The organism is Enterobacter cloacae, assembly GCF_013375935.1.
Taxonomy (GTDB): Bacteria; Pseudomonadota; Gammaproteobacteria; order Enterobacterales; family Enterobacteriaceae; genus Enterobacter; species Enterobacter pasteurii.
The window spans coordinates 4761858-4778080 of the sequence record NZ_CP056117.1 but is presented as its reverse complement, the minus strand read 5'-3'; the positions used below and the strand labels follow the sequence as shown (position 1 = coordinate 4778080).

The window sequence follows — 16223 nt, the reverse complement described above, 5'->3', positions numbered from 1 at the left end:
TCTTAACGGATCGTTTACGGTGAAGGTGGAAACATGGACGAGCTTTACATCCTTGGCTGTTTGTTCCTGGTTTTTGCGCTGCTGGTGGCGCCCGTGCTTGCGGTTATAGGCTTTAACCGAAGCACGGCGGCGCAGCAGGAGATCGTCCGGCTACGCCAGCGCATTGAGGCGCTTGAGCAGCGCGGCGCGGCTGATAACGCGCCGGAACCGGTGCAGCCCGCCGCGCCGGTGGCGGAGCCTGCTCCGGCGGCAGCGGTCGAGTCTTCGCCCGTCGATCCCTGGCGCCCCGGGCCGCCTGTTACTGAGGCAAAACCTGCGCCGTCACCGGCCCCGAAACGGCCCCCCGCCTTTGGCGGTATCCTGTCTTCACTGACGCGCTGGTTTATGCAGGGCAATCCGCTGGCGAAGCTGGGGATTGTGCTGCTCTTCCTCGGCCTCTCTTTCCTGCTGCGCTATACCGTCGAACATTCACTGTTTCCGCTTGAGCTGCGCCTTGCAGTCACGGCGCTGTTTGCCATGGTCCTGCTGGCCGTCGGATGGCGGCTGCGGCACAGGCAGCGGATCTATGCCCTTATTCTTCAGGGCGGCGCAACCGGCGTGCTCTACCTGACCGTCTTTGGCGCGTTCCGGCTCTGGCAAATGTTGCCGATGACCCTGGCGTTTGCGCTGCTGGTGGTGATTTGCGCGGCGAGCGTCGGGCTGGCCGTGCTGCAAAGGGCGCTGAGCCTTGCCATGCTGGCGAGCCTCGGCGGGTACCTTGCACCGCTGCTGCTGTCGACGGGAGGAGGGAGCTTTGTGGCGCTGTTCTCCTTCTATCTCCTGCTCTCTATCGGCATTCTCGCCATCAGCATCTGGCAGCACTGGCGCGAGCTCAACCTGCTCGGGCTGCTCTTTACGTTTGGCGTGGGGGGATGGTGGGGGCTGAGCGACTATCAGCCTGATGACTACGTTATCTGCCAGCTGTTCCTGATTGCCAATACGCTAATTTTCGGCGTGTTTAGCGTAGCGCTGTCGCTGCGGGCGCAGGAAAAAGGTAAACAGATTATTGACGGCGTACTGCTGTTTGCGCCGCCGCTTGTTGGATTTGGAATGCAGTACGGCATGACGTCGCACTGGACATACGGCCCGGCGCTCGGCGCGCTGGGGTATGGGGCGTTTTACCTCTCGCTGGCGTTCCTTGCGCTGCGACGCTATCCGTCAGTCGGGCGGCCGCTGGTGATGGCGGCGCTGGCCATCGGCGGAGGTTTCGCGACGCTCGCCATCCCGCTGGCGCTGTCGGCGCGCTGGACGGCAATGGCCTGGGCGCTGGAAGGGCTGGGCATCCTCTGGCTGGGGATCCAGCAGCAGCAAAGGCGCATGAGCTATAGCGGGACGGCGCTGCTGGTGCTGGCGCTCGGCAGCGCGCTGTGGGCGCAGATGAACGGCGTTACGTCGCTGAGCCTGCTGCTGATCTTCGCCATTCTCAGCCTTAGCTGGCTGGCTGCGGCCTGGCTGTGGCGGCGTTATGTGCTGCCGGTCAGCTGGGCGCTGCTGGCCGGCGGGCTGCTGATCTGGTTAGTCGCGCTGCTGGGCGCATCGCAGCTGTTGATGAAGCAGGAGCTATCGATTCTGGCGGGCGTGCTGGCGCTGACGGCGGCGTCGGTCTGGGGCTGGCGGCAGGTGGCCGCTTGTCTGGCGTGGCGGGAGCTGGATGGAAGCAAATGGCTGCTGTGGCCGGTAATGCTGCTGATGTTGGGCTATCAGCTCTCGCACCAGCAGGTCTTTGCCGCCGGCTGGGCAAATCTGGCCTGGTGTGTTGCGCTGCCTTCCGCGCTGCTGCTGTTGCGGCGTGACGTGGAAGGTCTCCTGCCGCGTCTCTCAATGGGGCTGCATCTTTCGCTGCTGTGGATGATTTTACTGGCGCTGGCCGCTGAGCTTTACTGGTTTTCCCGAGCGTTGCCGTGGGGCATGCTGGCCTGGGGCTGGGGGCTGGCCATGTCCGCTGGCGGCGCGGTGATTATGGCGCTCTCTGCGGCGGTGCGGCGTCGCGGGTGGCCGTTCCGGGAGTGGCCTGCACTTTATGCGTGCGTGGCACCGATCCCCGTGGTCGTAGCGCTGCTGGTACTGCTGGTGGTGACCAATTTCCAGGACGGTGTGGTTTATGGTCAAGCCTGGCTGCCGCTGGTAAACCCGCTTGAGGAAGGGGCCGCGTTTGCTCTGCTGGGGCTGGTGGTGTTTTATCGGGCCGTGGATCGCTATTGCCCGGCATTGCTCGCGCAGTCCCGCCCGTGGCCCGCCGTCATGCTGATGGCGTTTGGCTTCTGGTGGCTTAACGGCGCGCTGCTGCGCGCGCTGGCGTGGTACGGCGAGGTGGCATGGAATATGGCGTCGCTGTGGGATTCGCGGCTTATCCAGACCACGTTTGCCCTGTTCTGGATGTTGTGCGCGCTGGTGGTCATGATCCGCGCTACCCGCCGGGCCGCCCGGCAGGAGTGGCTCTGCGGTGCGGCGCTGCTGGGCATGGTCATGCTCAAGCTGATGCTCGTAGACAGCGCGGGGGGCGGCGGCCTGTCGCGCGCCGTCGCGTTTATCGGCGTGGCGATCCTGGTGCTGATTGTGGGCTATTTCTCGCCGCTACCGCCTAAAGCAGGAGAAGAAAAATGAAATGGATGAAAGCGGTAGCGTGTACCGCGCTGCTGGCGCTTGCAGGCCCGGCGTTCTGCGACGAGGTACAGACGGAATCGCCGCGGGATTATGCCTTCGGTCTTTCGCTGGATACGTCTGTCCCTTCCCAGTGGTATCGGGTGATGCTGCCGCTCGCCGTGTATGCGCAGAGCACGTCGCCGGAACTGCATGACGTTCGCGTCTTTAATCAGTCGGGCGAGCCGGTTCCCCTCAGCCTGGTCGCCGCGACGCGTCCGCAGCCGTCGGTGCAAACCACGGCGCTGCGCCTCTTTCCTCTGGATGCCTCGCCGCTGGCGCCTGCGCGAGGGGACGAGGACCGCGATAAAATCCTGCTCCGTTCCCGAAACGGCGTGGAGATTGTGCTGGAAGGGCAAAAAGCCGCCGCAGCCGGGCAGCACTATCTGCTGACCCTGCCGGAGCAGGCTACGGGGGAGGTTGCCCTGTCCCAGCTTCAGCTGCTCTGGAATACCCCTCAGACGCCGTGGCAGGGAACGGCGTCGGTCTATTACAGTGAGGATCTTAAGCGATGGTATACCCTGCGCGAAGATATGCCCCTGCTGGACGTCGCTAGCGGCGAGGATCGTCTTAAGCTCGATCGGATCGATATTGATACGGTTTTATCTCCTGACGCGAATCGCTATCTCATGGTGGTGCTGAACGCGCAGAGCCCCGGAATAACCCTGACCGGCGTAAATGCGATCGGCGCTCCCGCGCAGGCGGCGCCGGAAACGATCGATCTGGAGGGGAAAGGGGAGCAGCTATCGACAAGCGAAGCGCAGTGGCATTGGGCGCGGCCGCAGCCGCTGCGTGCGGTCAGTATCTTACTGAATGGCGACGGCGTCCTTCCCGTAGAGATAGCGTGGCGGAGTACGGAGAAGGACAAATGGCACCCTCTGAAAAAAGAGGTGCTTTACCGTCTGGAGGGCAAAACCTCTCCACCCGTTTCGCTTAGCGGAGGCCTGGTGCAGGCGGTGAAAATCACGACGCTGAATGCGCGGCTGCCGGAATACCTGCCGGGCGTCATCGGGCATCGTGACCGCTATGACCTGGTGTTTAACGCGCAGGGAAAAGCGCCGTACCTCCTCGCATGGGGAAACGGGGCTGCAAAACCTGCCGGCGTGGAGCCTGACATGCTGATCCCTGCCGCGCTGCGTAAAACGTATGATATGGCGAACCTGCCGCAGGCCGATCTTAAGGATAATGTCGCCTTAGGCGGCGAGGCTCGTCTGAGCGCCACCTCTGCGGCCGAACGGGCGAGCAGGATGAACACGCTGCTGGTGTGGGGCGTGCTGATTGCGGGCGTGATCCTGCTGGCGGGCATGGCCTGGCGCATCTGGCGAGAGACGCAGCGTAAAGCATAAAAAAAGGCCCGCATAAGCGGGCCTCTTCCGTAAACCGTGCCGATTACAGGCTGGATACGTTCTCAGACAGGTATTTAGCCACGCCGTCCGGGGAAGCAGCCATACCTTCTTTACCTTTTTCCCACTGAGCCGGGCACACTTCACCGTGCTCTTCGTGGAACTGGAGCGCGTCAACCATGCGCAGCATTTCGTCAACGTTACGACCCAGCGGCAGGTCGTTCACAACCTGGTGACGAACGATGCCGTTGGCGTCGATCAGGAAAGAACCACGCAGCGCAACGCCAGCGTCCGGATGTTCGATACCGTAAGCCTGCTGAATTTCACGCTTGATGTCCGCAACCATCGCGTATTTCACCGCACCGATGCCGCCTTTGTCGACAGGGGTGTTACGCCATGCGTTGTGTACAAATTCAGAGTCGAAGGAGACGCCAACCACTTCCACGCCACGCTTCTGGAATTCTTCGTAACGTTTGTCGAACGCGATCAGCTCAGACGGGCAAACGAAGGTAAAGTCCATTGGCCAGAAGAACAGAACGGTCGCTTTACCGTTGGTGTGCTGTTTGAAGTTGAAGTTTTCAACGATTTCACCGTTGCCCAGAACTGCTGCAGCCGTAAAATCCGGAGCCGGACGAGTTACCAGAACCATATGATTCTCCTGTAGATACTAAGGTTATTTGGAACGCAACGCGGCCCAGTATAGAGAGTGTTCGCTCATAAGACAAAGAGGTGCTGACAATCGTTCCGCCAGCTTTTACCTATCAATGAAAACGCGCTCAGAGCTGCTTGTTTTTTGCCTGCGCCATCATGCGCGGGTAGAACTGCCAGAAGCGCGTTTCCAGCGCGTCATAATGTTCGTCCAGGTCGTGCCAGGAGTCGCGCAGCGCGTCAAGACGCGGGCGGCGGCTGGCCATGCCGTTAAGCACGTTCTGAATGAAATCCATCTCGCGGTAACGCTCCAGCCAGCGTTCCGACCACAGGTAATTATTGAGATTAACGAAGCGCGGCGGCGAGTCAGGCAGAATGATCGCCACCTGCTGACGGGCATAGCGCACAAATTCGGTTAACGGCATCTCCGGCGAAAGCCGTTCCCAGTGGCGCGAGAGGAAATGATCCCACATCACGTCAAGGGTAATCGGCGCAACGCGGCGCGTTTCGGGACGGAACCAGGCTTTGGCTTCGGTCACTTCCGGCAGGTTGTCGGTCAGCACGTCGATGCGGCGATGCATAAAAATCCCGTCGACAACCTCTGGGGAATACGCGTCAGCGGGGTTGCCGCGCACGAAGTCGGCCAGCAAATTGCCGGAAAGGGAGCTGTCCGCGAGGTGAGCGAGATGCAGGTGAGCGAGAAAATTCATGCGTTTTATTTGTCCGGTGGCGGCTAGTTGTTGCAGCAAATGGGTGTGAGCACTAGACTATGCCGCCTGTTTTTAAGTCACGAGTATACGTCATGCGCGTCGCCGATTTCTCCTTTGAACTACCTGAATCCCTGATTGCTCACTACCCCATGCCTGAGCGTAGCAGCTGTCGCTTGCTGTCACTTGACGGGCCAACGGGCGCGCTGACGCACGGTACTTTCACCGATCTGCTCGACAAGCTCAACCCTGGCGATCTGCTGGTCTTTAACAATACCCGCGTGATCCCGGCGCGTCTGTTTGGCCGTAAAGCCAGCGGCGGTAAGATTGAGGTGCTGGTCGAACGTATGCTCGATGATAAACGTATTCTGGCACATATTCGCGCCTCCAAAGCGCCGAAGCCGGGCGCTGAGCTGCTGCTGGGCGATGACGAGAGCATCAAAGCGACCATGACCGCGCGTCACGATGCGCTGTTCGAGGTGGAATTCAACGACGAGCGCACGGTGCTTGATATCCTCAACACCATCGGCCACATGCCGCTGCCGCCGTACATTGAGCGCCCGGACGAAGAGGCCGACCGCGAGCTGTACCAGACCGTCTACAGCCAGAAGCCTGGCGCGGTCGCGGCGCCGACGGCAGGCCTGCACTTTGATGAGCCGCTGCTGGAAAAACTGCGCGCCAAAGGCATCGAGATGGCCTTCGTGACGCTGCACGTCGGCGCGGGGACGTTCCAGCCGGTACGCGTGGATAGCATTGAAGACCACATCATGCACTCTGAATACGCCGAAGTGCCGCAGGAGGTGGTGGATGCGGTGCTGGCGGCGAAAGCGCGCGGCAGCCGCGTCGTGGCCGTCGGTACGACGTCGGTACGTTCCCTTGAGAGCGCCGCGCAGGCCGCGAAAAGCGGTTTGATCGAGCCGTTCTTTGGCGATACGCAGATCTTTATCTACCCGGGCTATCAGTACAAAGTGATTGATGCGCTGGTGACCAACTTCCATCTGCCTGAATCTACGCTGATTATGCTGGTCTCCGCATTTGCGGGTTATCAGCATACGATGAATGCCTACAAGTCTGCGGTAGAACAAAAATATCGCTTTTTTAGCTACGGTGACGCGATGTTTATCACGTACAATCCGCAGGCTTTGAATGAGCGTGTCGGGGAATAAGTCCGCGGCACCGTGTTACAACGTTGGACTGTTTTTTCTGACGTCGGAGAAAAAATGAAATTTGAACTCGATACCACCGATGGCCGCGCGCGTCGCGGTCGCCTGGTGTTTGATCGCGGCGTGGTTGAAACCCCCGCGTTTATGCCTGTGGGCACTTACGGCACCGTAAAAGGGATGACGCCGGAAGAGGTGGAAGCCACTGGCGCACAGATCATTCTCGGCAACACGTTCCACCTGTGGCTGCGTCCGGGCCAGGAGATCATGAAGCTCCACGGCGACCTGCACGACTTCATGCAGTGGAAAGGCCCGATCCTGACCGATTCCGGCGGTTTCCAGGTCTTCAGCCTGGGCGATATCCGCAAGATCACCGAGCAGGGCGTACACTTCCGTAACCCGATCAACGGCGATCCGATCTTCCTCGATCCGGAAAAATCAATGGAGATTCAGTACGATCTCGGCTCCGATATCGTGATGATCTTCGACGAATGCACGCCATACCCGGCGGACTGGGACTACGCGAAACGCTCAATGGAGATGTCCCTGCGCTGGGCGAAGCGTAGCCGCGACCGTTTTGACTCCCTACAGAACAAAAATGCGCTGTTCGGCATTATTCAGGGCAGCGTTTACGAAGATTTACGCGATATCTCCGTTAAAGGTCTGGTAGAGATAGGCTTTGATGGCTACGCTGTCGGCGGTTTGGCTGTGGGTGAGCCGAAGGAAGATATGCACCGCATTCTGGAGCATGTCTGCCCGCAAATCCCGGCGGATAAACCACGATACCTGATGGGTGTGGGCAAACCGGAAGATCTGGTTGAAGGCGTACGTCGCGGCATTGATATGTTCGACTGCGTCATGCCAACACGAAATGCACGTAACGGTCATCTGTTCGTTACCGATGGCGTGGTGAAAATCCGTAACGCGAAGCATAAGAGTGACACCAGCCCGCTCGATTCCGAGTGCGATTGCTATACCTGTCGCAATTATTCTCGCGCGTATCTGCATCATCTCGATCGTTGCAACGAGATTTTGGGCGCGCGACTCAATACCATTCATAATCTTCGTTATTATCAGCGCTTAATGGCTGGTTTACGTAAGGCTATCGAAGAGGGTAAATTAGAGAGCTTCGTGACCGATTTCTACCAACGTCAGGGGCGGGATGTTCCACCGTTGAACGTTGATTAATTTTAATAATGAGGGAATTTGAATGAGCTTTTTTATTTCTGATGCGGTAGCAGCAACGGGAGCACCAGCGCAGGGCAGCCCAATGTCACTGATTCTGATGCTGGTTGTGTTCGGTCTGATCTTCTACTTCATGATCCTGCGTCCACAGCAGAAGCGTACTAAAGAGCACAAAAACCTGATGAACTCCATCGCGAAAGGCGATGAAGTCCTGACCAATGGTGGCCTGGTAGGTCGCGTAACCAAAGTAGCGGAAAACGGCTACATTGCTATCGCCCTCAACGACACCACTGAAGTGGTTATCAAACGTGACTTCGTAGCTGCCGTTCTGCCGAAAGGCACCATGAAGGCGCTGTAATCCCAACTTTTCCCAAAGGGAACTGCCGTGTTAAACCGTTATCCTTTGTGGAAGTACATCATGCTGGTCGTCGTGATTATCGTCGGCCTGCTGTACGCGCTTCCCAACCTGTATGGTGAGGATCCGGCCGTTCAAATCACTGGCGCGCGCGGTGTCGCCGCCAGTGAGCAAACGCTGATCCAGGTCCAGAAAACGTTACAAGAAGAAAAAATTACCGCTAAGTCTGTGGCACTGGAAGAGGGCGCAATTCTTGCTCGCTTCGACACCACCGACACGCAGCTCCGCGCACGTGAAGCGCTGATGGGCGTGCTGGGTGATAAATACGTCGTGGCGCTTAACCTTGCTCCTGCAACCCCACGTTGGCTGGCTGCGCTTAACGCAGAGCCAATGAAACTCGGTCTTGACCTGCGTGGTGGCGTTCACTTCCTGATGGAAGTGGATATGGATACCGCCCTCGGCAAGCTGCAGGAACAAAATATCGACAGCCTGCGCAGCGACCTGCGCGATAAAGGCATTCCGTACACCACCGTCCGTAAAGAAGATAACTACGGCATGAGCATCACGTTCCGCGACAGCGCGGCGCGCGATCAGGCTGTAACTTATCTGACCCAGCGTCACCGCGATCTGGTCATCACCTCTCAGGGCAGCAACCAGCTGCGTGCGGTAATGACGGATGCGCGTCTGAGCGAAGCGCGTGAATACGCCGTTCAGCAGAACATCAACATTCTGCGTAACCGTGTAAACCAGCTGGGCGTGGCTGAACCGCTGGTACAGCGTCAGGGTGCTGACCGTATCGTGGTTGAACTGCCGGGTATCCAGGATACCGCGCGGGCGAAAGAGATTCTGGGCGCGACGGCGACCCTGGAGTTCCGCCTGGTTAACTCCAACGTCGATCAGGCTGCTGCGGCCTCAGGCCGTGTGCCGGGCGATTCCGAAGTGAAACAGACCCGTGAAGGCCAGCCTGTTGTGCTGTACAAGCGCGTGATCCTGACCGGTGACCATATCACCGACTCCACTTCAAGCCAGGATGAGTACAACCAGCCGCAGGTTAACATCTCGCTGGATAGCGCGGGTGGTAACATCATGTCTAACTTCACCAAGGACAATATCGGCAAGCCGATGGCGACCCTGTTCGTGGAGTACAAAGACAGCGGTAAAAAAGACGCTAATGGTCGCGCGGTGCTGGTGAAAGAGGAAGAGGTGATTAACATCGCCAACATCCAGTCTCGTCTGGGTAACAGCTTCCGCATTACCGGTATCAGCAACCCGAACGAAGCGCGTCAGCTTTCTCTGCTGCTGCGTGCCGGTGCGCTGATTGCGCCAATTCAGATTGTTGAAGAACGTACGATTGGTCCAACCCTGGGTATGCAGAACATCAAACAGGGTCTGGAAGCGTGTCTGGCTGGTCTGGCGGTGTCCATCATCTTCATGATCTTCTTCTACAAGAAGTTCGGCCTGATCGCGACGTCTGCGCTGATTGCCAACCTGGTGCTGATCATCGGTATCATGTCCCTGCTGCCAGGGGCGACGCTAACCATGCCGGGTATAGCGGGTATCGTGCTAACCCTTGCGGTGGCGGTCGACGCCAACGTACTGATAAACGAGCGTATCAAAGAAGAGCTGAGCAACGGTCGCTCTGTACAGCAGGCGATTGAAGAAGGCTACAAAGGGGCGTTCAGCTCCATCTTTGATGCGAACGTAACAACACTGATTAAGGTTCTTATCCTGTATGCAGTGGGTACTGGCGCGATCAAAGGCTTTGCGATTACAACCGGTATCGGTGTCGCAACGTCGATGTTTACCGCTATTGTCGGCACCCGTGCCATCGTGAACCTGCTGTACGGCGGCAAGCGCGTCAAAAAGCTGTCTATCTGAGGAGTGCGTTGTGGCACAGGAATATACTGTTGAACAATTGAACCATGGCCGTAAAGTCTGGGACTTTATGCGCTGGGACTACTGGGCCTTCGGCATTTCAGGTTTTCTGCTGATTTTGTCCATCGTCATTATGGGCGTGAAGGGCTTTAACTGGGGGCTTGATTTCACCGGTGGTACGGTGATTGAAATTACCCTGGAAAAACCGGTCGATATGGACCAGATGCGCGAGTCGCTGCAAAAAGCGGGCTTTGAAGAGCCGCTGTTGCAGAACTTCGGCAGCAGCCGCGACATCATGGTGCGTATGCCGCCGGTACACGATGCTAACGGCAGCCAGGAGCTGGGCAGCAAGGTCGTACAGGTTATTAACGAAACGACCAGCCAGGACGCGACGGTTAAGCGTATCGAGTTTGTCGGCCCGAGCGTCGGTGCAGACCTGGCGCAGACCGGCGCTATGGCGCTGCTGGTGGCGCTGATCTCGATCCTGATTTACGTCGGTTTCCGCTTTGAGTGGCGACTGGCGGCAGGCGTGGTTATCGCTCTGGCGCACGACGTGGTCATTACCATGGGCATACTGTCCCTGTTCCACATTGAGATTGACCTGACGATTGTGGCATCCTTGATGTCCGTTATCGGTTACTCACTGAACGACAGCATCGTGGTATCTGACCGTATTCGTGAAAACTTCCGTAAGATCCGTCGCGGTACGCCGTACGAAATCTTTAACGTGTCGTTGACCCAGACGCTGCACCGTACGTTGATCACCTCCGGCACCACGTTGATGGTGATCCTGATGCTGTTCCTGTTCGGTGGCCCGGTGCTGGAAGGCTTCTCGCTGACCATGCTGATCGGTGTTTCTATCGGTACGGCCTCATCTATCTACGTGGCGTCCGCGCTGGCGCTGAAGCTGGGCATGAAGCGCGAGCACCTGATCCAGCAGAAGGTCGAGAAAGAAGGGGCGGATCAGCCGTCAATTCTGCCGTAAGGCAACGTCTTATGCGGTATCGAAATCCCGGCCTGTTGGCCGGGATTTTTTTTACCTGAACCGGATAAATACTCCTGACAGTATGCTGTCAGGAGCCCTGGCGTAGACTCCCTCTGAACCCTAACAGCAGGCAGGAGGAAGTATGAAAAGTGTGATTAACTGGTTTGAAATTCCCGTCGTCGACATGGACCGCGCCATCAAATTCTACGGGCCGGTGATGCAGGTTGCGCTGCGCCGCGAGAAGATGGACGTGGCGGAACTGGCGATTTTCCCGCATGAGGATCCCGCCACCGGCGGCGCGCTGGCAAAATTTGACGGTATTACGCCGTCCTCTCAGGGCGCTATTATTTATCTGCACACTGACAGCCTGGCGGCCACGCTCGATCGTATCGCTTCCGCGGGCGGCGAGTGCGTGTTTGGCCCGCTGGAATTGCCAGACGGTATTGGCACTATCGCCCTGTTTACCGACAGCGAAGGCAATCGCGTCGGCCTTCATCAACCGGCCTGAGAGCAACAAACACGATGACCCGACGCGCTGACCGTTTATTTCAGATTGTGCAAATCCTGCGGGGCAGGCGTCTGACAACGGCGGCGCATCTGGCAGAAAGGCTGGGCGTATCTGAACGCACGATTTACCGCGATATCCGCGACCTGTCGCTGTCTGGCGTGCCGGTAGAAGGCGAGGCGGGAAGCGGATATCGCCTGATGTCGGGCTTTGATTTGCCGCCGCTAATGCTGACCAACAAAGAGTCCGAGGCGCTAATGGTGGCGATCCGCCTGCTCAAGACCTGGGGCGGGGAGTCACTGTCGCGAGAGCTTGAGTCGGCGCAGGAAAAAGTGCTGGCGATCCTGCCGGAGGAGTGTCGCCGCAGGGCCGAACAGACGCGGATTTATGCCCCGGAAATTGCGCTACAGCAGCACTCGCGCAGCGGCTTCGACCTGATTCACCAGGCCATCTCCGCTCAGCGCGTGCTGGCGCTGCACTATCGTGATGAGGCCGGGCAGTTAAGCCGGCGTGAGGTCCAGCCGCTTGGGCTGTTCTTTTGGGGCGAGCACTGGCTGCTGGCCGCGTGGTGCGAGCGGCGCAATGACTATCGCTGCTTCCGTCTCGACAGATGCCTCAATATTGCACAGACGGAAAGACGGTTTAGCGAAAGCGCGGACAGGTCGTTGGCGGATTTTTTGCGCAAGGTTAAGCAGTGAAAAGCCGGATGGCGAGGTAAAAGCAAAACGGCAACGATGTTGCCGTTTTTTGTGCTTGCGCCCTCTCCCGTGGAAGAGGCGAGGGCGCAATACTGCACGGGTTAGAAGTTGTAACCCACGACCAGGTAACCACCCCAGCCGGTAGAACGAACGCTGAAGTCGCCGTTGCCGAAGTTCAGGCTCGCATCGTCGTTCCACTGACCACCGTTGTGCCAGTAACGCGCAACAACAGAGTAGTGCCAGTGATCGTAGTTCAGCGCCAGGATGTGGCTGGAGGCGATGGAGTCGTTGGTACGCGCTTTCTTACCGTTCAGGTCACGGAAATCGTTGTCGCCCAGGTCTGAGCCCCAGTCAAAGTTGGTGAAGCCAATGTAGCTCAGGTTGCCGCCCCACAGCTGGGTGATTGGCACGAAATATTTCACCTTGAAACGGTAGCCATCCCACTCGTTTTCGTTCGCTGCGCCGTAGTTCTGCCACTGGTATTTTGCATACACGTTCAGGGACAGGCTCATTGGCAGGCCGGTATCAACGTCGGTGCCCAGACCCATATACCAGGTGCTCTGGCGACCGGACTTATTGCGGCCCATATCGTAGATATAGTTGTTCGCGAAATACCACTCTTTGAACGGACCAAACGCCAGGCTGGTACCGGTCAGTTTGTCGATGGAGAAGCGCGGTTCGATCTCCATGAACAGCGGAGAACCGTGGTTCCAGATACCTTTCGCGTCGGTGTTACCACCGAAGAATACCGGCGCATCCATGTAGCCATAGAAATCAAACCAGTCTTTCTTGGCGAAGGCTTCGTACTCCAGGTAGGTATCGTTACGGATCTGCGGTCCGAAACGGGTGTGATAGCTACCTACAACGTTAACGCTCTGATGCCACCAGTCGGATACGTATTCTGGCTTGTTATTCTCCGCTGCGTTAGCGGCGAAAGAGGAGGAGAGTGCCAGAACTGCACCGGCTGCGAGTAATGTTTTTTTCATAATCATGCCACTGATTGAAATTCCCTTCCGGGAGTGAAAAATGCGCGAATTGCGTTTCTAAATATTTCGTGTTTCTGCGGAGCCTATTATAGGAATCCCTGCTCACAAAAATATGTGTTGTTTCACATATCTCTCACATACGTAATCGATTGCGTTCACGTTTGCGTACTTTAGACGGGCGGGATTGTAGCGGCAATCATTTATGTTGCCAATCTTTGCGGAGTGTAAATGTTAGCGGAGTGACATTGCACTCCGCTACGGATCTGAGGTTACTGCGCGGCGGGCTGAATATCGTGAATGCGGATAAAGCCTAACTGTTCCGGAGTGAGGCCGCTCAGCTGAACGGGGATATCGACGTCGCTCGGCGCCAGGGTGCTTGCCGGGGCGGTGAAAAGCTGGTTCTTCACGTTCACTTCCTGGTAATCTTCGGTGGTGCCCTGGATCTGCCCCCACTCGACGGTGCCGCTAAAGGCCGGAAGCGGATCGTTAGACTCCCCCTGAATACGCAGCGTTGCGCGCGTACCATCCGCGTTGGCTGCAACGTTCACCAGAGACATTTTAAGCATGCCAATCTGGCTGTTGAGTCGGGCCGGCGTATTTGCGCCTGGCAATAAATAAACGCCGTTGCTGGATTTCGCGTTGAGCGCGTTCTGCTGGGTTATCTTCACCGTTTCCTTGTTGAGCTTGTCCATGGCCACGTTCAGCGTATTCACGCTCTGTTTCATCTCGCGGACTTCACTTTGCTGTGCGCAGGCGCTAAGCGTGAAGAGGCTCCCCAGCAGCACTATTTTCAGGTAACGTCTTGTCATTGCGTTTAATTCCTTGAAATCACAGATTGTTGCAATGGTAGACAGGATAGTGCGCTCAGGCATAGATCCTTTGTCTCAAAAAGCTCTTCCTTTGTTGTCGGGCCAGTTCAGGGTAAAATAGAAATCAGTTAACCAGATAACAGGGACATCGTATGCATTGCCCATTTTGCTCCGCTGTGGATACCAAAGTCATCGACTCACGTCTTGTAGGCGAAGGGTCTTCCGTGCGCCGTCGTCGGCAGTGTCTGGTGTGCAACGAGCGTTTTACCACCTTCGAGGTGGCAGAGCTGGTGATGCCGCGCGTGGTAAAAAGTAACGATGTGCGCGAGCCGTTCAACGAAGAGAAATTGCGCAGCGGAATGCTCAAGGCGCTGGAGAAGCGGCCCGTCAGTTCCGATGACGTCGAAATGGCGCTAAACCATATTAAATCTTATCTGCGGGGTCTGGGCGAGCGCGAAGTGCCGAGCAAAATGATCGGTAATCTGGTGATGGAGCAGCTGAAAAAGCTCGATAAAGTCGCCTATATCCGCTTCGCCTCGGTTTACCGTAGCTTTGAAGATATCAAAGAGTTTGGCGAAGAGATCGCCCGCTTACAGGATTAAGACCATGCAGGACGAGATGTACATGGCGCGAGCCATGAAGCTGGCGCAGCGCGGTCGGTTTACCACTCACCCTAACCCGAATGTTGGGTGCGTTATTGTGAACAATGGCGAGATCGTAGGGGAAGGTTTTCACTACCGCGCGGGCGAGCCGCATGCCGAAGTTCATGCCCTGCGCATGGCGGGAGAAAAAGCGCGTGGCGCAACGGCCTACGTTACGCTTGAGCCGTGCAGCCATCACGGGCGCACGCCGCCGTGCTGCGAAGCGCTGATTGCGGCAGGCGTCTCGCGCGTGGTTGCCGCCATGCAGGATCCTAACCCGCAGGTGGCGGGGCGCGGCCTGTATCGCCTGCAGCAGGAAGGGATCGACGTCAGTCACGGCCTGATGATGCAGGATGCGGAAGCGATCAACAAAGGCTTCCTGAAGCGTATGCGCACCGGCTTCCCGTTTATCCAGCTGAAGCTTGGCGCGTCGCTGGACGGCCGTACGGCGATGGCGAACGGTGAAAGCCAGTGGATCACGTCACCACAGGCAAGGCGCGATGTGCAACGTCTGCGCGCGCAAAGCCATGCTATTCTCACCACCAGTGAAACGGTGCTGGCTGACGATCCGGCCATGACCGTGCGCTGGGACGAGCTGAACGCCGATACTCAGGTGCTTTATCCGCAGGAGAACCTGCGCCAGCCGCTGCGCATTATCATCGATAGCCAGAACCGCGTGACGCCGGAGCACCGCATCGTGCAGCAGCCGGGGGAAACCTGGATTGCGCGCACTAAAGACGATACGCGCGCGTGGCCGGAAGGCGTGCGCAGCATAATGGTGCCGGAGCACAACGGGCATCTCGATTTGGTGGTGCTGATGATGCTGCTTGGCAAACAGCAGGTTAATAGCATCTGGGTCGAAGCGGGCCCGACGCTCGCCGGCGCGCTGCTCCAGGCGGGGCTGGTGGATGAGCTGATCGTCTACCTTGCACCTAAACTGTTAGGGAACGACGCGCGCGGCCTGTTTGTGCTGCCCGGCCTTGAAAAACTGGCCGACGCACCGCAACTCGCCTTCAGCGAGATACGTCCGGTGGGTCCGGATGTCTGCCTCCATTTAACGACAGCGTAATTGCTCCCGAAATAGGGAAGCAGCGCGCAAAGTATTATGATAAAATCCGCCCCCCTGCGGGGCCAAATGAACCCGTAAAGGAAGAGTATGAACATTATTGAAGCTGCTGTAGCTACCCCGGACGCTCGCGTCGCCATCACCATTGCGCGTTTCAACAACTTCATCAACGACAGCCTGCTGGAAGGTGCGGTTGACGCCCTGAAACGTATCGGCCAGGTTAAAGATGACAACATTACCGTTGTTTGGGTTCCAGGTGCATACGAACTGCCACTGGCAGCAGGCGCGCTGGCGAAAACCGGTAAATACGACGCCGTGATTGCGCTGGGTACCGTTATTCGTGGCGGCACTGCGCACTTCGAGTACGTTGCGGGCGGTGCAAGCAATGGTCTGGCACACGTTGCACAGGATGCTGAAATTCCTGTCGCGTTCGGCGTGCTGACTACCGAAAGTATTGAACAAGCCATCGAACGTGCTGGTACCAAAGCCGGTAACAAAGGTGCAGAAGCTGCACTGACCGCGCTTGAAATGATCAATGTATTGAAAGCCATTAAGGCCTGATTTTTTGTAAGGGGAATTCC

At 57.6% G+C, this 16223-nt stretch carries 16 protein-coding genes; 12 read left to right on the top strand and 4 right to left on the bottom strand.

The window, feature by feature from the left end:
• The first annotated feature begins 33 nt into the window (after positions 1-33).
• Together HWQ14_RS22475 and HWQ14_RS22470 are read left to right on the top strand one after the other, a co-directional pair.
• Entirely contained in the window at positions 34-2643 is a 2610-nt protein-coding gene (locus tag HWQ14_RS22475; RefSeq protein ID WP_176611063.1) for a DUF2339 domain-containing protein, read from the top strand.
• Positions 2640-4025 (top strand): DUF3999 family protein, encoded by a 1386-nt coding sequence (locus HWQ14_RS22470; RefSeq protein WP_176611062.1) that lies wholly within the window; start codon positions 2640-2642, stop codon positions 4023-4025. The genes HWQ14_RS22475 and HWQ14_RS22470 overlap by 4 nt, the downstream gene beginning before the upstream one ends.
• Before the next feature lie 43 nt (positions 4026-4068).
• Here the strand turns inward: HWQ14_RS22470 and HWQ14_RS22465 are convergent, their stop codons facing one another.
• Both HWQ14_RS22465 and acpH read right to left on the bottom strand, forming a co-directional pair.
• A complete protein-coding gene (locus HWQ14_RS22465; RefSeq protein ID WP_148420258.1) occupies positions 4069-4671 on the bottom strand; it encodes a peroxiredoxin C in 603 nt (200 codons plus the stop codon).
• 127 nt (positions 4672-4798) lie between these two features.
• Positions 4799-5380, bottom strand: a complete 582-nt coding sequence (gene acpH / locus HWQ14_RS22460; RefSeq protein ID WP_176611061.1) for an ACP phosphodiesterase — start codon at positions 5378-5380, stop codon at positions 4799-4801.
• Positions 5381-5472: 92 nt separating this feature from the next.
• On the opposite strand from acpH, the gene queA reads away from it, so the two are divergent.
• The 7 genes from queA (at position 5473) to HWQ14_RS22425 (ending at position 12140) form a co-directional block, all read left to right on the top strand.
• Entirely contained in the window at positions 5473-6543 is a 1071-nt protein-coding gene (queA, locus tag HWQ14_RS22455; protein ID WP_148420260.1) for a tRNA preQ1(34) S-adenosylmethionine ribosyltransferase-isomerase QueA, read from the top strand.
• Between the two features lie 54 nt (positions 6544-6597).
• Positions 6598-7725: a tRNA guanosine(34) transglycosylase Tgt gene (gene tgt / locus HWQ14_RS22450; protein ID WP_003859110.1), complete on the top strand. Its 1128-nt coding sequence runs from the start codon at positions 6598-6600 to the stop codon at positions 7723-7725.
• A gap of 22 nt (positions 7726-7747) precedes the next feature.
• Positions 7748-8080: a preprotein translocase subunit YajC gene (gene yajC / locus HWQ14_RS22445; RefSeq protein ID WP_003859109.1), complete on the top strand. Its 333-nt coding sequence runs from the start codon at positions 7748-7750 to the stop codon at positions 8078-8080.
• A 27-nt stretch (positions 8081-8107) separates the two neighbouring features.
• Positions 8108-9955 (top strand): protein translocase subunit SecD, encoded by a 1848-nt coding sequence (secD, locus tag HWQ14_RS22440; protein WP_148420262.1) that lies wholly within the window; start codon positions 8108-8110, stop codon positions 9953-9955.
• A 10-nt stretch (positions 9956-9965) separates the two neighbouring features.
• Positions 9966-10937, top strand: a complete 972-nt coding sequence (gene secF / locus HWQ14_RS22435; protein ID WP_003859105.1) for a protein translocase subunit SecF — start codon at positions 9966-9968, stop codon at positions 10935-10937.
• Between the two features lie 142 nt (positions 10938-11079).
• Positions 11080-11445, top strand: coding sequence for a VOC family protein (locus HWQ14_RS22430; RefSeq protein WP_176611060.1), 366 nt, complete (start codon positions 11080-11082; stop codon positions 11443-11445).
• Positions 11446-11459: 14 nt separating this feature from the next.
• On the top strand, positions 11460-12140 hold the full coding sequence (locus HWQ14_RS22425; protein ID WP_148420265.1) for a helix-turn-helix transcriptional regulator: 681 nt from the start codon (positions 11460-11462) through the stop codon (positions 12138-12140).
• 101 nt (positions 12141-12241) lie between these two features.
• Here HWQ14_RS22425 and HWQ14_RS22420 read toward each other — a convergent pair whose 3' ends face one another.
• Both HWQ14_RS22420 and HWQ14_RS22415 read right to left on the bottom strand, forming a co-directional pair.
• Positions 12242-13126, bottom strand: coding sequence for a nucleoside-specific channel-forming protein Tsx (locus tag HWQ14_RS22420; protein ID WP_148420266.1), 885 nt, complete (start codon positions 13124-13126; stop codon positions 12242-12244).
• 269 nt (positions 13127-13395) lie between these two features.
• On the bottom strand, positions 13396-13935 hold the full coding sequence (locus tag HWQ14_RS22415; protein ID WP_176611059.1) for a DUF3251 domain-containing protein: 540 nt from the start codon (positions 13933-13935) through the stop codon (positions 13396-13398).
• 152 nt (positions 13936-14087) lie between these two features.
• On the opposite strand from HWQ14_RS22415, the gene nrdR reads away from it, so the two are divergent.
• The 3 genes from nrdR to ribH all read left to right on the top strand — a co-directional run bounded on the left by nrdR (position 14088) and on the right by ribH (position 16203).
• A complete protein-coding gene (nrdR, locus tag HWQ14_RS22410; protein WP_003859099.1) occupies positions 14088-14537 on the top strand; it encodes a transcriptional regulator NrdR in 450 nt (149 codons plus the stop codon).
• Between the two features lie 4 nt (positions 14538-14541).
• On the top strand, positions 14542-15645 hold the full coding sequence (ribD, locus tag HWQ14_RS22405; protein WP_176611058.1) for a bifunctional diaminohydroxyphosphoribosylaminopyrimidine deaminase/5-amino-6-(5-phosphoribosylamino)uracil reductase RibD: 1104 nt from the start codon (positions 14542-14544) through the stop codon (positions 15643-15645).
• Between the two features lie 87 nt (positions 15646-15732).
• Positions 15733-16203, top strand: a complete 471-nt coding sequence (ribH, locus tag HWQ14_RS22400; protein ID WP_003859098.1) for a 6,7-dimethyl-8-ribityllumazine synthase — start codon at positions 15733-15735, stop codon at positions 16201-16203.
• The last annotated feature ends 20 nt before the right edge of the window (positions 16204-16223 follow it).

What these genes read in the sequence shown, in the direction of transcription:
- yajC (WP_003859109.1), top strand. Translation starts at nt 7,748, where the DNA reads ATGAGCTTTTTTATTTCTGATGCGGTAGCAGCAACGGGAGCACCAGCG.
- queA (WP_148420260.1), top strand. Translation starts at nt 5,473, where the DNA reads ATGCGCGTCGCCGATTTCTCCTTTGAACTACCTGAATCCCTGATTGCT.
- tgt (WP_003859110.1), top strand. Translation starts at nt 6,598, where the DNA reads ATGAAATTTGAACTCGATACCACCGATGGCCGCGCGCGTCGCGGTCGC.
- HWQ14_RS22465 (WP_148420258.1), bottom strand. Translation starts at nt 4,671, where the DNA reads ATGGTTCTGGTAACTCGTCCGGCTCCGGATTTTACGGCTGCAGCAGTT.
- HWQ14_RS22425 (WP_148420265.1), top strand. Translation starts at nt 11,460, where the DNA reads ATGACCCGACGCGCTGACCGTTTATTTCAGATTGTGCAAATCCTGCGG.
- acpH (WP_176611061.1), bottom strand. Translation starts at nt 5,380, where the DNA reads ATGAATTTTCTCGCTCACCTGCATCTCGCTCACCTCGCGGACAGCTCC.
- HWQ14_RS22470 (WP_176611062.1), top strand. Translation starts at nt 2,640, where the DNA reads ATGAAATGGATGAAAGCGGTAGCGTGTACCGCGCTGCTGGCGCTTGCA.
- HWQ14_RS22430 (WP_176611060.1), top strand. Translation starts at nt 11,080, where the DNA reads ATGAAAAGTGTGATTAACTGGTTTGAAATTCCCGTCGTCGACATGGAC.
- HWQ14_RS22420 (WP_148420266.1), bottom strand. Translation starts at nt 13,126, where the DNA reads ATGAAAAAAACATTACTCGCAGCCGGTGCAGTTCTGGCACTCTCCTCC.
- nrdR (WP_003859099.1), top strand. Translation starts at nt 14,088, where the DNA reads ATGCATTGCCCATTTTGCTCCGCTGTGGATACCAAAGTCATCGACTCA.
- ribD (WP_176611058.1), top strand. Translation starts at nt 14,542, where the DNA reads ATGCAGGACGAGATGTACATGGCGCGAGCCATGAAGCTGGCGCAGCGC.
- HWQ14_RS22415 (WP_176611059.1), bottom strand. Translation starts at nt 13,935, where the DNA reads ATGACAAGACGTTACCTGAAAATAGTGCTGCTGGGGAGCCTCTTCACG.
- HWQ14_RS22475 (WP_176611063.1), top strand. Translation starts at nt 34, where the DNA reads ATGGACGAGCTTTACATCCTTGGCTGTTTGTTCCTGGTTTTTGCGCTG.
- ribH (WP_003859098.1), top strand. Translation starts at nt 15,733, where the DNA reads ATGAACATTATTGAAGCTGCTGTAGCTACCCCGGACGCTCGCGTCGCC.